The sequence below is a fragment of the Rummeliibacillus sp. BSL5 genome (assembly GCF_052928305.1).
Genome location: NZ_JAVGCV010000007.1, coordinates 54,711 through 73,840, shown reverse-complemented (window position 1 = coordinate 73,840; position 19,130 = coordinate 54,711). Strand labels below are relative to the sequence as shown.

20 protein-coding genes are annotated in these 19,130 nt (G+C 36.5%); 5 read left to right on the top strand and 15 right to left on the bottom strand.

The genetic code is table 11. The features are described 5' to 3' along the window. Positions 1-8: 8 nt before the first annotated feature. From tatC to RCJ93_RS14935, 7 genes are all read right to left on the bottom strand, one after another. On the bottom strand, positions 9-776 hold the full coding sequence (gene tatC, locus RCJ93_RS14965) for a twin-arginine translocase subunit TatC (protein ID WP_446739421.1): 768 nt from the start codon (positions 774-776) through the stop codon (positions 9-11). Positions 777-792: 16 nt separating this feature from the next. Beyond that, positions 793-987, bottom strand: a complete 195-nt coding sequence (gene tatA / locus RCJ93_RS14960; RefSeq protein ID WP_066790201.1) for a twin-arginine translocase TatA/TatE family subunit — start codon at positions 985-987, stop codon at positions 793-795. 51 nt (positions 988-1,038) lie between these two features. Then, on the bottom strand, positions 1,039-1,617 hold the full coding sequence (locus tag RCJ93_RS14955) for a phosphatase PAP2 family protein (RefSeq protein ID WP_150285591.1): 579 nt from the start codon (positions 1,615-1,617) through the stop codon (positions 1,039-1,041). A gap of 31 nt (positions 1,618-1,648) precedes the next feature. Then, positions 1,649-2,587, bottom strand: a complete 939-nt coding sequence (locus RCJ93_RS14950; RefSeq protein ID WP_446739420.1) for an LCP family protein — start codon at positions 2,585-2,587, stop codon at positions 1,649-1,651. Between the two features lie 20 nt (positions 2,588-2,607). Further along, a complete protein-coding gene (locus tag RCJ93_RS14945) occupies positions 2,608-3,252 on the bottom strand; it encodes a helix-turn-helix domain-containing protein (RefSeq protein ID WP_150285589.1) in 645 nt (214 codons plus the stop codon). 392 nt (positions 3,253-3,644) lie between these two features. Then, entirely contained in the window at positions 3,645-4,556 is a 912-nt protein-coding gene (locus tag RCJ93_RS14940; protein WP_446739419.1) for a sigma factor regulator N-terminal domain-containing protein, read from the bottom strand. Next, positions 4,529-5,047 carry an RNA polymerase sigma factor gene (locus RCJ93_RS14935; protein WP_150285587.1) on the bottom strand — a complete coding sequence of 173 codons (519 nt, stop codon included), beginning with the start codon at positions 5,045-5,047 and terminating at the stop codon, positions 4,529-4,531. The genes RCJ93_RS14940 and RCJ93_RS14935 overlap by 28 nt, the downstream gene beginning before the upstream one ends. A 222-nt stretch (positions 5,048-5,269) precedes the next feature. Here RCJ93_RS14935 and RCJ93_RS14930 point away from each other — a divergent pair, with 222 nt between their 5' ends. The 5 genes from RCJ93_RS14930 (at position 5,270) to RCJ93_RS14910 (ending at position 10,041) form a co-directional block, all read left to right on the top strand. Continuing rightward, positions 5,270-5,839, top strand: coding sequence for a GNAT family N-acetyltransferase (locus RCJ93_RS14930; RefSeq protein ID WP_446739418.1), 570 nt, complete (start codon positions 5,270-5,272; stop codon positions 5,837-5,839). 222 nt (positions 5,840-6,061) lie between these two features. Further along, complete coding sequence (locus RCJ93_RS14925) at positions 6,062-7,096, top strand: ABC transporter permease (RefSeq protein ID WP_446739417.1); 1,035 nt, start codon at positions 6,062-6,064, stop codon at positions 7,094-7,096. Position 7,097: 1 nt separating this feature from the next. Beyond that, positions 7,098-7,784, top strand: a complete 687-nt coding sequence (locus RCJ93_RS14920) for an ABC transporter ATP-binding protein (RefSeq protein ID WP_446739416.1) — start codon at positions 7,098-7,100, stop codon at positions 7,782-7,784. Between the two features lie 200 nt (positions 7,785-7,984). Next, on the top strand, positions 7,985-8,665 hold the full coding sequence (locus RCJ93_RS14915) for a response regulator transcription factor (RefSeq protein WP_446739415.1): 681 nt from the start codon (positions 7,985-7,987) through the stop codon (positions 8,663-8,665). Beyond that, positions 8,662-10,041, top strand: coding sequence for a sensor histidine kinase (locus tag RCJ93_RS14910; protein ID WP_446739414.1), 1,380 nt, complete (start codon positions 8,662-8,664; stop codon positions 10,039-10,041). The genes RCJ93_RS14915 and RCJ93_RS14910 overlap by 4 nt, the downstream gene beginning before the upstream one ends. 198 nt (positions 10,042-10,239) lie before the next feature. Here RCJ93_RS14910 and RCJ93_RS14905 read toward each other — a convergent pair whose 3' ends face one another. The 8 genes from RCJ93_RS14905 to RCJ93_RS14870 form a co-directional block, all read right to left on the bottom strand. After that, the gene (locus RCJ93_RS14905; RefSeq protein ID WP_446739413.1) at positions 10,240-11,211 is read right to left on the bottom strand and encodes an ABC transporter ATP-binding protein; all 972 of its coding nucleotides are present in this window, start codon (positions 11,209-11,211) and stop codon (positions 10,240-10,242) included. Next, positions 11,208-12,203, bottom strand: coding sequence for an ABC transporter ATP-binding protein (locus RCJ93_RS14900; RefSeq protein WP_446739412.1), 996 nt, complete (start codon positions 12,201-12,203; stop codon positions 11,208-11,210). The genes RCJ93_RS14905 and RCJ93_RS14900 overlap by 4 nt, the downstream gene beginning before the upstream one ends. 12 nt (positions 12,204-12,215) lie before the next feature. After that, positions 12,216-13,133: an oligopeptide ABC transporter permease gene (gene opp4C, locus RCJ93_RS14895; protein WP_446739411.1), complete on the bottom strand. Its 918-nt coding sequence runs from the start codon at positions 13,131-13,133 to the stop codon at positions 12,216-12,218. Positions 13,134-13,146: 13 nt separating this feature from the next. Then, complete coding sequence (locus tag RCJ93_RS14890; RefSeq protein ID WP_446739410.1) at positions 13,147-14,103, bottom strand: ABC transporter permease; 957 nt, start codon at positions 14,101-14,103, stop codon at positions 13,147-13,149. 150 nt (positions 14,104-14,253) lie between these two features. Then, on the bottom strand, positions 14,254-15,966 hold the full coding sequence (locus RCJ93_RS14885; RefSeq protein ID WP_446739409.1) for an ABC transporter substrate-binding protein: 1,713 nt from the start codon (positions 15,964-15,966) through the stop codon (positions 14,254-14,256). A 687-nt stretch (positions 15,967-16,653) separates the two neighbouring features. Beyond that, a complete protein-coding gene (locus tag RCJ93_RS14880; RefSeq protein WP_446739408.1) occupies positions 16,654-17,742 on the bottom strand; it encodes an NAD(P)-dependent alcohol dehydrogenase in 1,089 nt (362 codons plus the stop codon). Positions 17,743-17,778: 36 nt separating this feature from the next. Next, entirely contained in the window at positions 17,779-18,591 is an 813-nt protein-coding gene (locus RCJ93_RS14875; protein WP_446739407.1) for a cytochrome c oxidase assembly protein, read from the bottom strand. Further along, a complete protein-coding gene (locus RCJ93_RS14870) occupies positions 18,578-19,081 on the bottom strand; it encodes a DUF2243 domain-containing protein (protein WP_150285576.1) in 504 nt (167 codons plus the stop codon). Before RCJ93_RS14870 ends, RCJ93_RS14875 begins: the two co-directional genes overlap by 14 nt. Positions 19,082-19,130 lie beyond the last annotated feature (49 nt).

Below are 19,130 nucleotides of genomic sequence, written 5' to 3'. Positions count from 1 at the left end.
CTTCTACCTTATAGGGTAGAAGGATTTTCTTCTGCTACGATTGACCTTTCACTCTCCGACTTCAAATATTTTCGATAACCAAAACGCGAGATTAAAATGCTAATCTCATACAAAATGCATAAAGGTATAGAGACTATAAATAGCGACATAACATCCGTTGGTGTAATAATATCCGCAATAACCATTAAAATGAAGTAGGCGTACTTCCGAAATTTACTGAGCATATGCGGCGTGGTTATCCCAAGTCTTGTTAAAAATAGGACAACCATTGGCAATTCAAAGACAACTCCAAAGGGGAGTGTCAGCTGGAGCAGAAATTGAAAGTATTCATTAATGCCAATCGTTTGTTGGATATCCATATCCATAGACATTTCTGCCATGAAATGAATCATATAAGGAAATAAAATCTTATATGAAAACATAACGCCAAGCAAAAACAAAAATACAATATAAGGGATATACCGCAATGTTGCCTTTCGTTCTGTCGGATATAAACCTGGCGTGATAAAGGCCCATAGCTGATATAAAATAATAGGTGACGTCATAACAATTGCCAGTACAAAAATTACTTGGAAATAAATATTGACTGGATCTGTTACTTTAAAAGAATGGAGCTGTAATGTCTTTGCTTCATTGCTAAATTGCAAAAAGTGGATGAGAGGCTGTGCAAGAAAAAAACTAGCTATCACTGCCACCACAAAGAATACAGCAATAATCATCAATCGTTTCCTTAATTCGTCTATATGTTCGATAATCGATAGTTCAGTCTGGTTCATTTATAAACATCCTAGCTTATTTATCTTCGGACTTTGTAGATTCTGAAGGCTTTTTAGACGGCTCATCATCTTCCATTAATCCGTTTGTAGCTTTTTTGAATTCGCGAAGGGTAGTACCCATAGCTTTTCCTAGTTCAGGCAATTTCTTTGGTCCGAAAATGATTATGGCAACAACAGCAAGTATAATTGCCGTTACAGGGCTAATTCCCATTAATCACACCTCCTACATATTTAATAAAATGAACAACAAAATATGCGATGCTTATCTATAATTTTTAAAAGAGAGCTTATTGAAAATGTCTATAATAAAGTTGTATAAAGGATTAAGGATTCTCGCTTGTGTCACAACAAGTAAAGAAACAAAAAATCCGATAAAACCACCAGCTAAAACATCAAAGGGGTAGTGCACCCCGATATAAATCCTTGAAAGTGCCATAACACATGCTAATCCAAGCAGTATCAATCCGGCTTTTCGTCTATTCCAAAAAACTGCAAACGCCAAGGCGAATGATCCAGCAGCATGGTTACTGGGGAATGAAGGGTCCATATTTGATTTGTTAAATAACAATGTTACTGAATGGTCAACAAATGGTCGTGGTCGAAAATGGACGATTTCAATAATCATGTCTATCCCAAGTGTAAGAATGACAATAGTTAATGCAGACAAAACGATCTTCTGATTCTGTTCTTTATTTTTAGATTTTGAAAACCATAGCCAGATAAAAAATAATCCAAATAGCAGAGGGCCATATTTTGAAAAGTAGAGAACTAGATGATCAATAAAGATACTTTTTCCTGCAAATTGGTTAATGAGTTTAAAAATTTGATAATCTAAATTCAATGGGGACCGCTCCTAAATGAAGTAGTTTTACTTATTGGGTTTTCTCATGTTCACTAGTAGTTAAAAATGTTTTTAGGGCTTTTTTGTTCTTTTCAAGATCAACATCTAAGACAGCGCCTACAATTTCATTTTTGTTCTCATAAGAATCTGCTATAGGGATACGCAATGTTTCCATGCCTTTTGATTTTCCAGCTAGTAAACCCTTAGCAATTGTAAGGATTGTTTTATTATCAACATTTGTCTCAATATAGCTATCAGCCGTTCCAAGTATCTTCGGTAAATTCACTAAAGTTTTCATACTGATGGCTTGTTCTTTCACTTTTGTTAAGACTTCTTGCTGTCGTTCTACACGACCAAAATCACTTAACCGATTATGTCGGTAACGTACATAACCTAGTACCTGATCGCCATGTAAAGTTTGTTTACCGGGATGCAAAGTCATACCAATGCCATATTCCATAGTAGAAGGAATATCCACAGTAATACCATCAGGTGCTAGTAGATCAATTATTTTAGAAAATCCTTTAAAATCGACAACAGCATAGTAATTTGCATCAATATCGAAATTTTGTTTTATGGTTTCTCTTAAAAGCTCAGGTCCGCCAAATGCATAAGCACTATTTATTTTTTGCATACCATGTTTTGGGATATCAACATATGTATCTCTCATGATAGAAACAAGCTTTACGTTATTTGTTTTTTGATCATAATGCGCAATCATTAAGGTATCTGATCTCGAATGTTCTTCTCCTCTTGAATCACTTCCTATTAACAATACATTCATCTTTCCAATATGCGTATCAGCACCTTCAAAAGGTTTAAATGTTGTTTTCACCTCTTTAGAAGGCCCTTTGTCTGCTGATGCCAGGCCACTATTATATTGATAACACCAATAGGTTACACCAGCTATAATGATCAAAATGAATGTTAAGAAGAGGTTTCTAAATACTTTCCGTTTACTATGTTTCATAAATTCACCTGCCTAAATCATTATGGTTTTAATAATGCATTCGTAATAAGTTGTACAGCAATTGCATCATCTAAATAGCCTATTGGCAGTAAATAATCTGGAATCACATCAACTGGGATAATAAAATACAGTAACGAACTACCGATTAGGGCTAATTCAAAAATAGAGCCTTTCCTTGATATAAACCTTGTATGGAAGTCCTTTAATTTATTAATGAAGGGTCCTACACTACCAACTTCCTGTATTTTTTGTTTAAAACCATTAGTAATTGTATTTTTTCCTTCTTCTGTTTCTGCATATGCTTCATAGCTTTTTAACTTTTGCTTCACTCGTTCAATTGAAAAATTCTCGTCATTAATATTAGAATCCTTAAATATAGATTGTATTGCACCAATAGACACATGAAGATCCGAATCTAATTCTCCAGTATTTTGTTCTAGAGGATAGCCTGCTGCTTCGAATAGTTTAATTAAAGGAATTCCTAGACATTCTGCAAATTTTTCTAAATGTTGAGGAGTTGCTTTTCGTTTATTATTGATGATTCGAGAAATAGTGGCTGTATCAATTCCAGTGAGCTCACTAAAATTGCGCATGGATAATGAACGTTCTTTTAATAATTGTCTCAGTAACAAACCGAGTTCAGAACTATTATTTGGTTTGGCCATATGTAGTCTCCTTTCATAAAAACAATTGCGAATATGAAACTATCATTCTCAAAAAGAATATAGTTAAATTGACAAATTGTCAACACTACGTCAATAAAAAAGGGAAGTGGATTACTTGAAGTTGAGGGGTAGAAAAGATGATAAATACATTTATAATTTTGATCTATATTACGTTAGGATAGTATAAAGAGTTAAAAAATGTACTGCATAATGTAAGCTATCTTCTAATTATAAGGGAATGTATATGTAGTTTACTTGCTGGATAAATATAATCAATACGTCATTTTGGAATTGCTTATGGAATTCGGTTATTACCAAGAACTTTATTATTAGTGCCAACCATTTGCATTTGCAGGTTGGCACTACTTTTTTCTGTAACGAAGTAATCTTGTCTATTTGGTTGGTTGAATATACGGCACAATCGGTACTGTCACTCCTACCGATGCACCTCTAATAAAGTTTTTCCCTAGTAATTCTTTAAAATTTTCAGTACGACCTGTTACCATTACCCCTAACACAGTCACTTCGTTAAACGGTTTGTTTTGATTCTTGGCAATGTAATCTTGGATTACCTCCATTGATTGACGTGTATCATATTTTTTAAGGTTGTTCTTAAATATCTCGAATGATTCTTTTAAGAGTTTAGAATCGGAGTAACCATAAACTTGTACACCCGATGGTCCTGCAACTTCATCTGCTTTTTCGGAGAACATATATAGCCAAGCAATATTTAAATTTTCGGGTATGTAATCGCGTACTTGCTTCATTGTTAACGGCTGTTTGAATGAGATAGCCACTTCAGCTAGCTGATTTTTCAGTTGAATCACAGCTGGGAGTTGATTCTGAACACCACCGTAATATTGTTTAATCGCAGGATGATAAAATGTGGCGAACCTTTGCTTTGTTTGTTTGTCGTACTCAAAATAAGTATCCCCGTTCTTGTGGAAGCCAGGTGTTCGTTCGTTGCTATCACCAGAAGCACCAAACAATGAATAAGAACTCGTTAATGTACTCCAAGGAACTAGATAACCATCTATATCTTTTGAGCGATTTGTGATAATATTGCCGCCGAACAACGTTGAATTGGCTGTTACCTGGGAGTCAATATGGACATTAGGTTGAGAAATAGCGTTCTCTAATAATAGACTCTCATGTAATTGTGCTGTATTTAGGGCAGTTAAATACATGCCTATTCTGCTAATTATAAATAGTAGGGTAATACAAACGATAAAAGAAATAAGAGCAATTTTAACCAATTGTTTTCTTTTTGCTTTTTTTAATGCCTTTTGAATCGATGAATCCATGCATTAATCCCTCCAATTTCTGTATGGATTGTTTTTCGTGCCCGATATAGTTTTTGCTTAATATTGTCCTCACGTAAATGGAGTAATTGTGATATTTCCCCATAGGTTAATTCATAATAATATTTTAAAATAAAAATCTCTCTATACTCTTTTTTAACATTTTTTAATAAATACATAATTTCATCTTGATTAAAAAGCTGATCAAAATCAGTATTTCCACTTGCTAATTTAGATTGGATCTCATCAGATAGTGGAACATGATGCTGAAATTTTTTTCGTTTTAAATCAATAAAGTCATTGAGGGACACTCGATAAAACCACGGTCGAATTGTTTTTTCATCCAGGTTACTTAACATGGAATAGATTTTATAAAAAGTATTTTGAATAATGTCTTCTGCATCTTCTTTTGATGCTCCTTTTGAGCGTAAAAGTAGAAACACTTCCTCTCCAATTTGAATCAGATAGGAGGTGAACGCATCTTTTTGATTCATATTTTTCCTCCTCATTGATACAACGGATGAAGTGCTAAAAAAGTAGACAAAAAATAAATATAATTAAAAGATTAATTTACCATATATTGCAACAAATCTACTTACTGTAAAGAAAAAAGATGAAAATTTTAAAATATCTAAATAGTTAATATATGGTATAATATTCTAATGAGTTCAACAAACAAATAGGACTGCAACTTAGTCAAAAATAGGGGTGTCAGCTTGGGAAATATCAACACGTTAATAGTTGAGCATAGTCAAATGGAAGGTGAAAGGATTCTTTTGCGTCCAGTTTCGTTTGATGATGCGGAGGATATGTTTGAATATACATCAGATGAAGAAACGACTCGTTTTCTTTATGCAGAGCATAAAGATTTAAACCAAACGAAGAACTTTATAGCGAATTACTTCATAAAAGAACCTATAGGCAAATACGCAATGGTGATAAAAGAAAGCAGTAAAATGATTGGTGCGATTGAGTTTAGAGTGCATGAACATAATCATAGCGGAGAACTGGGGTATACAATGAATCGGCATTATTGGGGCAATGGCTATGCGACAGAAGCAGGAGAATTAATCCTCGATTTAGCCTTCAATATACTTGGTTTAGAGCGTGTATTCGCAGCATATGAAGTGAAGAATGTTGCCTCCGGAAGAGTACTAGAGCGCTTAGGTATGAAGTGTGAAGGCATCCTTCGAAAGAGTGAAATGATCAAGGGTGTATTAGTAGATAGCGCGTATCATTCTATATTAAAAGATGAATATATGCTTTCTCGTAAAAAGGAAGACTAAGAGATTTTTGATTCGAACTTTAAGCACGCGAAATAACAAGGTCAGTTTTCATTTATTAAAATGAAGACTGGCCTTTAATAATAGCGATTATGCACAATCACATTCTAATTCTCCTTCGAAACTCTATAGGGACAGAATTCTTTAAATGTAACAGCTTATTCATCATCTGTTCATATTCCATCTTTATACTAGGCTTATAGAAAGCGAATTGGAGGAATAGTGATGAATTTAGCATGGAAAGAAATTAAAAAAAATAAAGCAAGATTTTTAATTCTAGGCTCCATTGTTTTTCTTGTTAGTTTATTAACGTTTATCATATCTGGTTTGGCAAACGGATTGTCTCAAGATAATGCTGCGTTAATTAAAGATTTACCAAAAGGCCAGTTTTATATGAACGAGGATTCAGATCAAACCTATAATCTCTCTAGGATAGATGCAAGTACTGAAGATGAAGTGTTAAAAAAACACCATGATGCTGTTGCATTTTCGATTCAAATGGGATTTTTGAATGATCAGGACAATAAACAGCGAAGCGTTGCATTTGTAACATCAACAAATTCTAAATTGTTTACAAATGTAAAGAGAGGCGAAGTTGTATTAGATAATTCAATGAAGGATAAAGGTATAAAAGTTGGAGATACCTTAACGAATAATCAGTATAGAGGCAAGCTAACAGTAAAAGGTTTTGTAGACCAAAAGAAATTTAGCCATGCCCCTGTTGCTTATATAAATACAGACGATTATACAGAAATTTATCGAGCGAAAGAAATGCAAGTGGTATTTGTACCTGGAGATGACTCTCCGCAAAAAATTGCTGGATTACAATCCTTTTCAAATAAGGACTTCCTCAATACCATTCCAAGTTTTAATGCAGAACAGATGTCTTTAAATATGATTATTTGGTTTCTAGTAATCATTAGTGGATTGTTATTCGCCATCTTTTTCTATATGATGAATGTTCAAAAAATTGGTTTGTACGGCATTTTAAAAGCGATTGGTATAAAAACAAGCAAACTATTCAAAATGATGTGGACGCAAATGGTTTTTATCACCGTAATTGCACTAGTTCTATCTATAGCATTCAGTCAGCTTTTTAATGTAATAGCACCTAAAGGAATGCCTTTTAGTTTAACTTTTGAAACAACCGTCATATTATCCATAGTCTTCCTGATAATCGGTTTTATCGGAGCCACGCTTTCAGGGATACAAATAAAAAAAGTAGAACCATTGCAAGCAATTCAACAAGGAGAGGTTTAATATGGCAATATTTACTCTTGATGAAGTAAGAAAAACGTTTAAGAATGGAGATATAAAAGAAGAAATATTGAAAGGAATTAACCTTTCGTTAAGAGAAGGAGAGATCACAGCATTAGTGGGTGCCTCCGGTTCAGGAAAAAGTACACTTCTAACAATAGCTGCAGGATTACAGCCAGCAACAAATGGCCAAGTAGTATTCAATGGGAACAATATGACTCCAATGAGTGATGAACAAATTCGTCAAATACGTGCAAGCCAATTTGGATTTGTATTTCAGTTTGCACACCTTGTTCCTTTCCTAACAGTTGAAGAGCAGCTGTTACTAATGTTAGATGTATCTGAGTCAAAATTAAAGAAACAGGAACAAAAAATAGAAATTAATAGAATTCTAAAACTAGTTGAAATGGAACATAGAAAAGGTGCATATCCTTCCTCATTGTCAGGTGGGGAGAAACAACGTGTTGCCATTGCTCGTGCCATCATTCATAAACCAAAAATTCTCTTCGCAGATGAACCAACCGCAAGTTTAGATTCAAAAAAGTCTAAAGATGTAATGCGGTTAATTCGGGATTTAACAAAAACTTTGAAAATCACAACTTTGATGGTTACCCATGATGAAGAAATGCTGTCATATGTAGACCACATTATCAAGATGAGCGATGGATTGGTTTTAGAAAAGGAATTTTAGTTTTTAAAAAGACGGCACAATGTATAGAATTAAATGTAAATAAGCAGCCCATACTAATCTTTTAGGGGCTGTTTATTTGTTATATAAACATTTATTAGTATGGAATGACAGTAAATTTTTTTATGTAGATTTAGTAAAAATAATAAAATTTTATAATTGTTTCATACTTAATGTTTGAATTCTGAATAGGAGAATGTGGAATGGTTAATATTCTAATTGTTGATGATGATATAAATATTTTACAGGTAGTAGATATCCATTTAACCGAATCAGGTTACAATGTATTGCAAGCAAAAGACGGTAATGAAGCATTGAGAATACTGAATGATCAAGCATGTGATTTAGCTGTGGTGGATGTAATGATGCCCTTTATAGATGGTTATGTATTAACCAGAGAGATTCGTAAAAAATATAATCTCCCAATTATTCTTTTAACTGCTAAAAGTCAAATCGAAGATAAAGAGGAAGGATTTCGTTCAGGGACAGATGATTATCTGGTGAAGCCATTTGAAATGAAAGAATTAAGGTTTAGGATAGAAGCATTATTACGTAGATACAATAACCATACAGATGATTCAATCATCCGCTTAGGAAATATAACAATAAATAAGAATAATTATGAAGTGCAAAACGGAGAAAGAACAATTATTTTACCGCTTAAAGAATTTGAATTATTACACTTCCTAACGTCTAATCCTATGCATGTTTTTTCACGAGAACATTTAATTGAACAAGTATGGGGGTTAGATTATGAGGGAGATGAACGTACGGTGGATGTCCATATCAAGAGATTGCGTGAGCGTTTTTCTAAATCGAACGAGGATTTTCAAATTAAAACAGTACGGGGAGTTGGATATATGTTGGAGGCCAACCCGCGATGAAAACCCTTTATATAAAATTTATTGTGATTACGATTGGGATTATGATTTTCAGTGGCATTTTTGCTTTTATTATATCTAATACGTATTATCAGCAAAAATTAAAACCTTTGAATGATCAAAAAAATACAAGGATTGCATTAAATATTGCTGAGTTTGCCAATGATCATCCAACTATAAATCTAGAAGAATATCTAGAAAATTTATCATCAATCGGCTATCAAATTTACCTAGTTGATAATAGGGGAAAGGAATTTTACTTTGGCGCGCGTTTTAGAGAAATTAAACTTTCTAATTCTACTAAAGAACAGGTTTTAAACGGGGACATATTTCATGGTATCCTCAATTTCCCTCAAGAAACATTTGTCACAGGATTTTTTGCAAATGAATTGAAGAATACAATTGGTGTACCTTTAACACATAACGGAAAGAAGTATGCGCTTTTCCTTAGACCAGATATTAAACTCCTTTTTAATGAAATGCATATCTTATTTGGCTGGTTGCTTGCTTTATCAATTTTATTAAGTATTGTTTTAGTTATTTTTAGCGCAAAGTATTTAGTAACACCTATTACAAAACTGACATCCGCAACAAAGTTACTATCCAATGGAGATTTCAATGTCAATCTCGATATTACACGTCATGATGAATTGGGAGAACTATCACTTAGTTTTTTACAAATGGCCAGAAAACTGGAACAGGTGGACGATAGAAGGAAGGAGTTCATCTCGAATATTTCTCATGATATCCAATCTCCTCTATCCAATATTAAAGCATATACAGACCTATTAGAAAATGAATCAATAAGCAAAGAAGATAGAGACCATTATGTTTCTATTATTAATGATGAAATTAGAAGGCTATCTACATTAACGAAACAATTATTATTTCTTGCTTCGTTAGATCGTAATGAAGATATCATAAAAAGAAAGCCATTTAATGTTGGTAAGCAACTAAAGGAATTGGTCCAAACCTATCAATGGCAAATGGATGAGAAAGGGATTATGCTTGGTTACTCATTACCGGAGATAGAAATCGTAGGAGATATATCTTTACTTAATGCTGTTTGGGATAATCTCTTAACAAATTCAATCAAATATAATAAACCGAATGGCAGTATAGAAATTTCAATTGAAAAAAGGGACAATTGGTTAGTCGTATCTTTTGAAGATACCGGGATAGGATTGAGTGAAAAAGATATAGAAAGAATTTTTGACCGCTTCTACCGCGTAGATATCGCCCGTACACGAACAGTAGAAGGAACTGGACTAGGACTATCCATCGTTGCAACCATTGTAAAAATGCATGGTGGGAAAATCAGTGTAGAAAGCACTGAAAATGTCGGAACTAATTTCATTGTAGAATTGCCTATAAATTAGCTTGAGATAAAAGCGTTGAATGGAATAATAAAAAGTATTAAGCGTTCTTACTTATTTGCGAGTTTTTCATTTAGAGTAGTTAAAATTGAAAATTATAAAAGAAAAACCAAACAAATGTGACGATAAATGTCTCATTTAGTTTGGTTTTTTCATTAGCTATGCTTCATTTCTATTCTCAAATAAAAACAAAACTTTTATCTATAATAAAACATAATGACAAGCGACTTGATGGCCTGCCCCCACATCTCTAAGCGCTGGAACTTCTTGAGCGCATCTTTCCGTAGCAAAAGGGCATCGTGTTCTGAATTTGCATCCACTTGGAGGATGTACAGAGCTAGGGATTTCACCCTTTAATATAATTCTTTCTTTTTTGATAGTGGGGTCAGGGATCGGCACTGCTGACAATAAAGCTTTTGTATAAGGGTGTAGCGGATTCGTAAATAATTCTGTGCGGTCAGCTACTTCTACAAGGTTGCCCAAATACATAATGCCAACCTTCGTGCATAGATGCTCAACGATACTTAAATCATGAGAAATGAATAAGTATGATAGCCCGTTTTGTTCTTGCAAATCTTTAAACAGGTTGATGATTTGTGCTTGAATTGATACATCTAATGCTGCTACCGGTTCATCCGCCACAATAAAGGTTGGGTTTAAGGCCATTGCTCTCGCAATGACAATTCGTTGCCGCTGTCCGCCAGAAAATTCATGTGGATAGCGATCGATATAATGGTGAGAAAGGCCACATTTTTCTAGCGTTTCGGAAACGATGTCACGAATATCACCTTTATCTGCTAGTCCGTGATCCATCAACGCCTCGCCGATGGCATCACCAATGCGCATTCTAGGGTTCAGTGAACTATACGGATCTTGGAATACCAATTGCATTTTCGGACGTATCTGCCGAAGTCTTTGTTTATCTACTCCAAAGATATCCTCACCCATAAATTTGACCGTACCCTCTGTTTTTTCATTCAACCGTAGTATTGTATGGCCGACTGTCGACTTTCCACTTCCGGATTCTCCGACAAGGCCAAATACTTCTCCTGGCTTTATGATAAAATCAACGCCGTCTACTGCTTTTACATATTGCTTCTTTTGTCCAAATACACCGGACTTAATCGGAAAATATTTTTTTAAGCCATTTACTTCTATGATTGATTCGGTCATATCTTTAATCCTTCCTTACGAGGTGCATCCTTGTATAACCAGCAAGCAACACAATGAGTTGTCGACTCGGATGTTAAAGCAGGCATCGATTGGCCACAAATATCCATTCGGTACTCGCAGCGATCTTGAAAGAAGCAATGGTCGCCTAATGTAGAAAGGTCAGGCACCTGGCCAGGAATGGTATAGAGGCGTTCTTGAAATTTATTGATGACTGGCTTTGCATGAAGCAGACCTTTTGTGTATGGATGTTTTGGCTCTTTGAATATTTCCAGGACCGTACCTTCCTCAACGACCTTCCCTGCATACATAACAACTACACGGTCTGCCATTTCAGCTACTACGCCAAGGTCATGCGTAATAAAAAGAATAGAAGTTTGTAATTCTTTATTAATTTCTTTTAAAATCTCTAAGATTTGCGCTTGAATCGTCACATCTAAAGCAGTTGTCGGCTCATCTGCAATAATCAACTTAGGATCACATGAAAGGGCGATCGCAATCATAATTCGCTGCAGCATGCCGCCGCTCAATTCATGAGGATATGACTTCATGAGTTGTTTGGTTCTCGACAAACCTACTTTTTCCATCAATTCGATACATTTGTCGTAGGCTTCATTTTTACTTAGTTTTGTATGTTGAAGAAGGGGTTCCATCATTTGATCTCCGATTGTATACACAGGGTTCAATGCGCTCATCGGTTCTTGGAAAATCATTGCAATATCATTGCCACGTAGATTGCGCAATGCTTTATTGCCAAGTGTCAAAATGTCATGATCTTGAAAAAGAATTTGCCCGCCTTCAATGACACCGGGTGATTCAATCAGCTTCATGATGGACATAGCGGTGACGCTTTTTCCGCACCCTGATTCGCCAACCAAGCAAACGATTTCTCCTTTGTTGACAGTGACATTGACGTGGTTGCTTGCTTTAACGGAGCCGTGTTCCGTATAAAAGGTAGTCTGTAAATCTTTTATTTCTAGTAACGGAGTTGCCAAAATCAACCCTCCTTATTGCTTCATTTTTGGATCCAATACATCGCGAAGACCATCACCTAGCAGGTTGATGGAGATAACGGTCAAGAATATAGCAAAACCAGGCGGGACCCATAGCCATGGCCGTTGTTGAAAGTCTATTAATGAGTTGGCAGAATCAATCATATTGCCCCAAGAAGCTGCTGGTGGTACCACACCTAAGCCTAAGAAACTTAGGGCCGATTCACTTAGAATCGCTCCTGCCACATTCAAAGTGGCCACTACGATAAGTAATGGAACAGTGTTTGGAAGCAAGTGAGCGAAAATTTTTCGTCGATCCTTTAATCCCAATACTTCTGTCGCTTTCATAAAGGCTTGCTCGCGAAATGTTAAAATCTCTCCTCGTACAAGCCTTGCTAAACCAGGCCATCCAACAAAGCTAAGCATCAGCATAACAAGGTAAATACGATATTCTGGTTCTACTTTCAGTTCTGATAGTAAAGCACCCATTAGTAGCAGCAATGGCAAACCTGGAATGGACATCAATACATCAGCTAGCCGCATAATAATCGTGTCAGGCCAACCGCGATAATAACCGGAAATGGCGCCTAAGGCTGAACCTAAAATAATGGATATGACCATAGAGGCTAAGCCTACTGTTAGGGATATGCGACCAGCAAGCATGAGCCGAGTCAATACGTCACGTCCGAATTTATCTGTCCCCATCCAATGGAGAGAAGAGGGTGGTTGGTTAATGATGGCACTGTTTACGGATTGGCCTGCATACGGAGAAAGGAAAGGTCCGATAAAACAAAATAAAAAAATGAAAACCAAGAAATAGAGACTCCCCATGGCCAGCTTTTTTTTGCGGATTTTTTTCCAAGTATCCTTCCAAAGAGAAGGCCGTTTTGTTGATTGTCCATTGTCTGCATGTTTGACTGTCGCTGAATTCATCTTTTCACCTCCATTATTTCAAACGAATTCTAGGGTCGACCGCAGCATACGCAACATCTGCGAAAAGATTTCCCAGTATCGTTAAGAAACTCAAAAACATTGTGAATGTCATTAACACCGGATAGTCGCGATTACTTAATGACTCTAGCTGTACTTGGCCAATGCCAGGCCAGTTAAATACCTGTTCAATGATGATTGCCCCAGAGAATAGTGCAGGCAACTCAAATGCCAATAAAGTGATACATGGCAGCAGGGCATTTTTTAATGCATGTTTAAAAATAATTTTGCTTTCTTTTAGCCCTTTAGCAAGTGCTGTACGAATATAATCCTGACGTACAACCTCCAGCATGCTAGTTCGTACATATCGAGTCAGACTTCCTGTACCAAGTAATACCAATATAAATACGGGAAGAATCATATGCCGCCCTATTTCCGCATAATGGGCTAATCCAGTAGTATTGCTCCCGACGTCAATCATCCCGCCTACAGGCAATAGATTCATGTCAATCGCAAAGATCTTAATCAGCAATAAACCAATAAAGAAGGAGGGGATAGACATAGCGGCAAAAACAAAGAATGTAACGAAGCTATCAAATATAGAATATTGTTTCATCGCAGAATACACACCAGTTATTAACGCGATAATCCATGTGATGACCAAAGAGATGATAGAAACGATAAATGAATTCCAGATGAATTGATTGATTACCTTTGTCACCGGTTGTTGGTATTGGAATGAAAAGCCTAGGTCGCCGTGGAATATCCCAGCAATCCAATTAAAATATCGCTTGATGACAGGCTCATTAAAACCATAAAATTCCCTTAGTTCGGCAGCGCGTTGAGGAGTAAGAGAAGGATTTGAGTCCACATAATCTCCTGGAAGCAATGCGAATAAATAAAAGATTAAAAACGATGTTCCAATCAATATGGGAATCGAAATAAGTACCCGCCTGATAATATATTCTTTCAACGTAAAACCCCCATCAGAAAAGGGAGGAGCATACACTCCATCCGCTTTTAAATGAATTTCACTGTGATTGCGGTTAGCTTAAATGACCAACGTCTGTCACAGGCTAATAATTTTCTTTGCAAAATGCGACGTACCGATTGAGGATTGCGCTTATTTTGTAATGTCAACCTCAGTTAAACTTGAAAGGATACCATTGTAAGGATCTTGTTTGACTCCGTCGATTCGAGAGCTAACCCCATTCAAAATCTTGCGATAGTTTAATAGAATGATTGGTGGGTTATCAGCAAATTCTTTATATAATTCGTGATAAATTTCTTTTCTCTTTTCTTGATCAAGTGTATTTTGACCTTCTTCAATCAGCTTATCGAGAGCCGGATTTTTGTACCCGTTATTCTTATCTGCATTTTTAGAATGGTAATCTGCTACTACATCGTTTGGATCCATAATCATTGGAGTAGAGAAGGAAGCCAAGTCATAGTTCCCTTTGTCTACTTTTGAAACTAATGCATTAAAGTCAGAGAACTCTGGTTTAAGATTGATGCCAATTTCCTTATAATTCTCTTTGGCAATTGGTATTAAGCCATCATCAGATTTAGCGCTTAGATAAACAAGTTCTAGCTTTTTGCCATCTTTTTCACGAATGCCGTTTTTGCCAACTTTCCATCCGGCTTCATCCAATAATTCTTTTGCTTTTTTAGGGTCATAGTTAAACTTTCTGACACCTTCATCGTTGTATGCCCATGACACTGGCGCGATTGGAATATTCGCTACTTCGCCATATCCTTGGTAAACAGTGTCAATGATTTGTTGGCGATTCAGCCCATAGTTTAGTGCTTGGCGTACTTTTGCATCCTTCATATACTCTTTTTTATTGTTAATAGAGATAAAGCTAATTGGTGTGCCAGTATAGATATCGATATTTGCAAATCCAACTGATTTCAATTGTTCTAGGTTATCCGCATTTGCTGTGAAACCAGCAAAATCTACATCCCCAGCTTGGAAATATTGAAGGCCATTTTCATTGGCGATTTTATAAATGAAATGTTTAATCTTCGGTGCGCCGTTCCAATAGTTTTCATTTGCCACATAGCGTACTTCTTGATTTGGAATGTACTTGTCGAATTTGTATGGACCAGCTCCCATTGGCTTTTGGTAAAGATCTTTTAAATAATCGAGGTTGCCAAAGTGATAACCTTTACCATAATAAGCTTTTGAAAGGACAGGGCCTCCCAAGATACTTAGTGCTTGCACATCAACAGCGTCTGTTTTAATAGTGATTGTTTGGTCATCAACGATTTCGATACCTTTGATTGTTTTAGCTTTGCCTTTTTTGTAGTCTTCGCCGCCAAGGATATGGGCACGGCTAATATCTGTGTCACCTGCGTATGATGGGTCATGTAGTATGGACAATGTAAATGCGACATCCTCGGAAGTTACAGGCTTACCATCACTAAATTTCGCATTTTTTCGAATATGGAATGTATACGTTTTTCCATCCTTCGAGATTTCCCATTTTTCAGCAAGCTTTGGTGTGTATTCGCCTTTCTCATTGATATCAACTAAGCCGTCAAAAATAGGTGAAGATACATTGCCGTCATATCCGGTTTTATAGAAGTTCGGTAAAAAAGCGCCGCCTGGGTTAGTCGAGAGAGTAGCAATAAAAGTATCCTTGCGATTTAACGCTTTTGCCGGAACGCTATCTGGGCTTGCTGCTTTCAGCGATTCATCCTTGATAGAGGCAACCTTCGAAGATTGACCTGAACTTGTATTGTTTGAATTATTTGTCGCCTGTTCACCGCATGCTGCTAATAACAAAGAAGCAGCAGCAAAAGGAATAATTAACTTTGTAAATTTTTTTCTCAATTTGAATCCTCCTTGGAATGTTTTCCTAAAACTAAATAATTCGTTTGAAAATCGTTCTTACATGGATATGATAAAGAATTGTTTCAAATTCCCTTTACTTACATATTTTTTATCTTATAATACCGATAAATATAGTAGGATATTAAACTAAAAAAATAAGCTTATTACAATTAGCCTCCTTCAAGATATGTATAAACGGCAATATAAGGATTCTACCAGTATGAAAATCCAAAAATATAAGGTAGCAGCAGTAGCTCATACCCTAGAGCAAAAAGCTTTTTACTGCTTAATAGAATGTATTATTTCTAAATTATGATAATTAGTATTTCCAAATTTCCGTTTCATTAGGTAAGATTTGATAGATACCGTTTTCAGAAATAATATATATCTATTCGATTTTAATGTCAATAACCTTTCTAAATTGACTGATAATATGAAGCAGTGGTTTACCTGCTAATATTTCCTCCTCATTTAAGTTCCAAATATGAACCTAACTCCCCATCTTGTTGAATTCATTCAGTGTATGTATAGTTTCTTTCATATGTTCCAATTATTGATCTCGAAACAGGAGAAATAAAAAAATAAAGTGGAATAAGCTCCTCTTTTTGGTATGCAAAAAGGATGGCCGCTATTCCACTTTAATATCAAATATTTATTAAAAAATTTTTAAAAGGAACTGGTTATGTCTTATTGAACGCGTAAAATCGGTTTAATCGCCTCGCCATTTTTGGAGGCTTCAAATGCTTCATTGATTTGGTCAAAGTCATAGAAATTCACTAATTTATCAAAAGGAAATAGGCCGGCTTTATAATACTCCACTAATTGGGGGATAAAGACATTCGGGACAGCATCGCCTTCAATAACTCCCACCATTGTTTTTCCTTCCGCCATTAGATCATTGTGGACATCAATCGTCATTTCAGGTGTTACACCAACGATTGCAGCCACGCCAAGTGGACGTAATGCCTGCAAACATTGACGGACAACTGGCGGAACCCCAGTTGTATCAATCGCATATTTATTGCCGCCTTTTGTTAATTTTTTGATTTCTTCTACCACATTAGTCTTTAATCCATTAAAGGCATGCGTTGCACCTAGCTCTTTTGCTAGCTCTAAGCGAGAGTCATTAACATCGACCACAATAATCATCTTACACCCAACTATTTTGGCTGCCATTACGGCACTCAATCCAACAGCGCCAGCGCCATAAATCGCAATCGTAGAGCCGAATTCTGGTTTAAGTTTATTTAAAACCGTGCCAGCTCCTGTTTGAATTCCACACCCTAATGGACCTAATAAGGCTAAATCTACATCTGGATCTACTTTCACCACATTGCGCTCATGTACAACGGCAAAAGTGCCAAAGGAAGATTGGCCGAAGAATGTTGATAATTGCTCGCCGTCTTGGGATAAACGATGCGTATAATCGTCATTGACACCACCAAAATTCAAATCATTAAACGTTTCACAAACAGCAGGGTGCCCAGTTAAGCAATTGTCGCAATGACCACAATGAGCGAAGGATAATACTACATGATCACCCTTGGCAAAACGGGTAACACCTTCACCTACATCTTCTATGATGCCGGCACCTTCATGACCGAGCACAGCTGGAAGGGGAGCGATGGCTGCATCACGCGCAACAGCATCAGTATGACATACACCTGTAGCGACAATTTTGACTAATACTTCATTTGCTTTGGGAGCTGCTAAGTCTACCTCTTCGAGAGTAAAATCTTGGCCTTGCCCATGTGTAACTGCTGCTTTAATTTTCATATTAAACATGCTCCTAAAGTAGTTTTTTAATTAAATTTAATTTGCTGTACTATTTGCTGATACAGTAGCCCGTGGCCGTGTAGATCTATACCATTGCAAACAAAGCATAAAAATAATGGCACAATCAATGACATCTCCACCATAATACATAAGCATACTGCCTAGCTCTGCCTGGTACTGCGGTACTCCAACCGGCGGATGAGCATAAATATATTTAGATAAAATACCGTGGCCCGCTAAGGCAATGGTTAATACAATGGCGCGGTACAGAAAGGGCGTACGATGGGAAACAGGGTCAATATAAATCATTGATACAGTAAACAAATAACCAGCCACAAAGATGTGGAAGTGAATTATCACATAAATCCACATGCTTTCATGCATAAGTGAGTATAAGGGAGTGGTGTATAAAAGCCAGAGTCCACCTATATTTAAAAGAGACGCAATGACTGGGTGTGTATACATTCTGCTTGGCCAGCTTTTCAACAGCCGAGTTAGGTTTCGTGCTTTGGCGACAGGTAATGTACGTAACAAAAGGGCCATAGGTGAAGCAAGCGCCATTAGCAGTGGGGCAAGCATTCCTAAAAGCAGGTGACCAACCATATGTGCGGTGAAATTTGTGTGAGCCCGCTCTGCTAGTGGCCCTAGTAACGAGGCTGCTGCAAACAAAACGCCAAAAAGCCACAGTATAGTGCGCTTTACCGGCCATGGTTGGTATCGCTTATTCGAAAGGACGACCGCAAGGATATAGAAGACCAAAGCCAATATAAAGAAAAGCCCCAAAAAGAATTGAGGCATTTCTCCAGATAAAGAGTGGACTGTAGAATGCATATTGCTATGGCTGTTCATCAGTCACACTCCCAACAGGCTGAAGTCTGCTACGCGTCTTAAACACAAGGAACAGCCCTATAAGTAACATAATGATAGCTAAAATATTCCATACTAAATCATAGATGATGAGGTTATCGACATATCGAATTTGGTGAAGCTGCATGACTTTGTGATGGACGGTGCCGTCATAAAGCTGGAATCCTCCTAGACCAATCAGCACGCCTCCCCACCACTTTACTGGAGCAAATGCATGGCGGCGATTGACATCGGCTAAAAGGAACGAACCGCCAATGGTCGCAAACCAGCCGAATGCATGGAAAATACCATCAGATAACAACCCGATATGAAGTGTTGATTTGTCATAAAAATGGTGCCACTGAAGTATTAAATGGAAAACAACTTCATCTATAAAGGCGGCAATACCTACTCCAAAAAGAAAACCAGACCATATGTTTCGTTTCGAGTAATGAGATTGATTTGTCTGTTGTTTATTATTCATAACGGCCATATTCTTCTCCTTCAAAACGTTTTCATACAGTAGTTTTTCCTTCATCTGC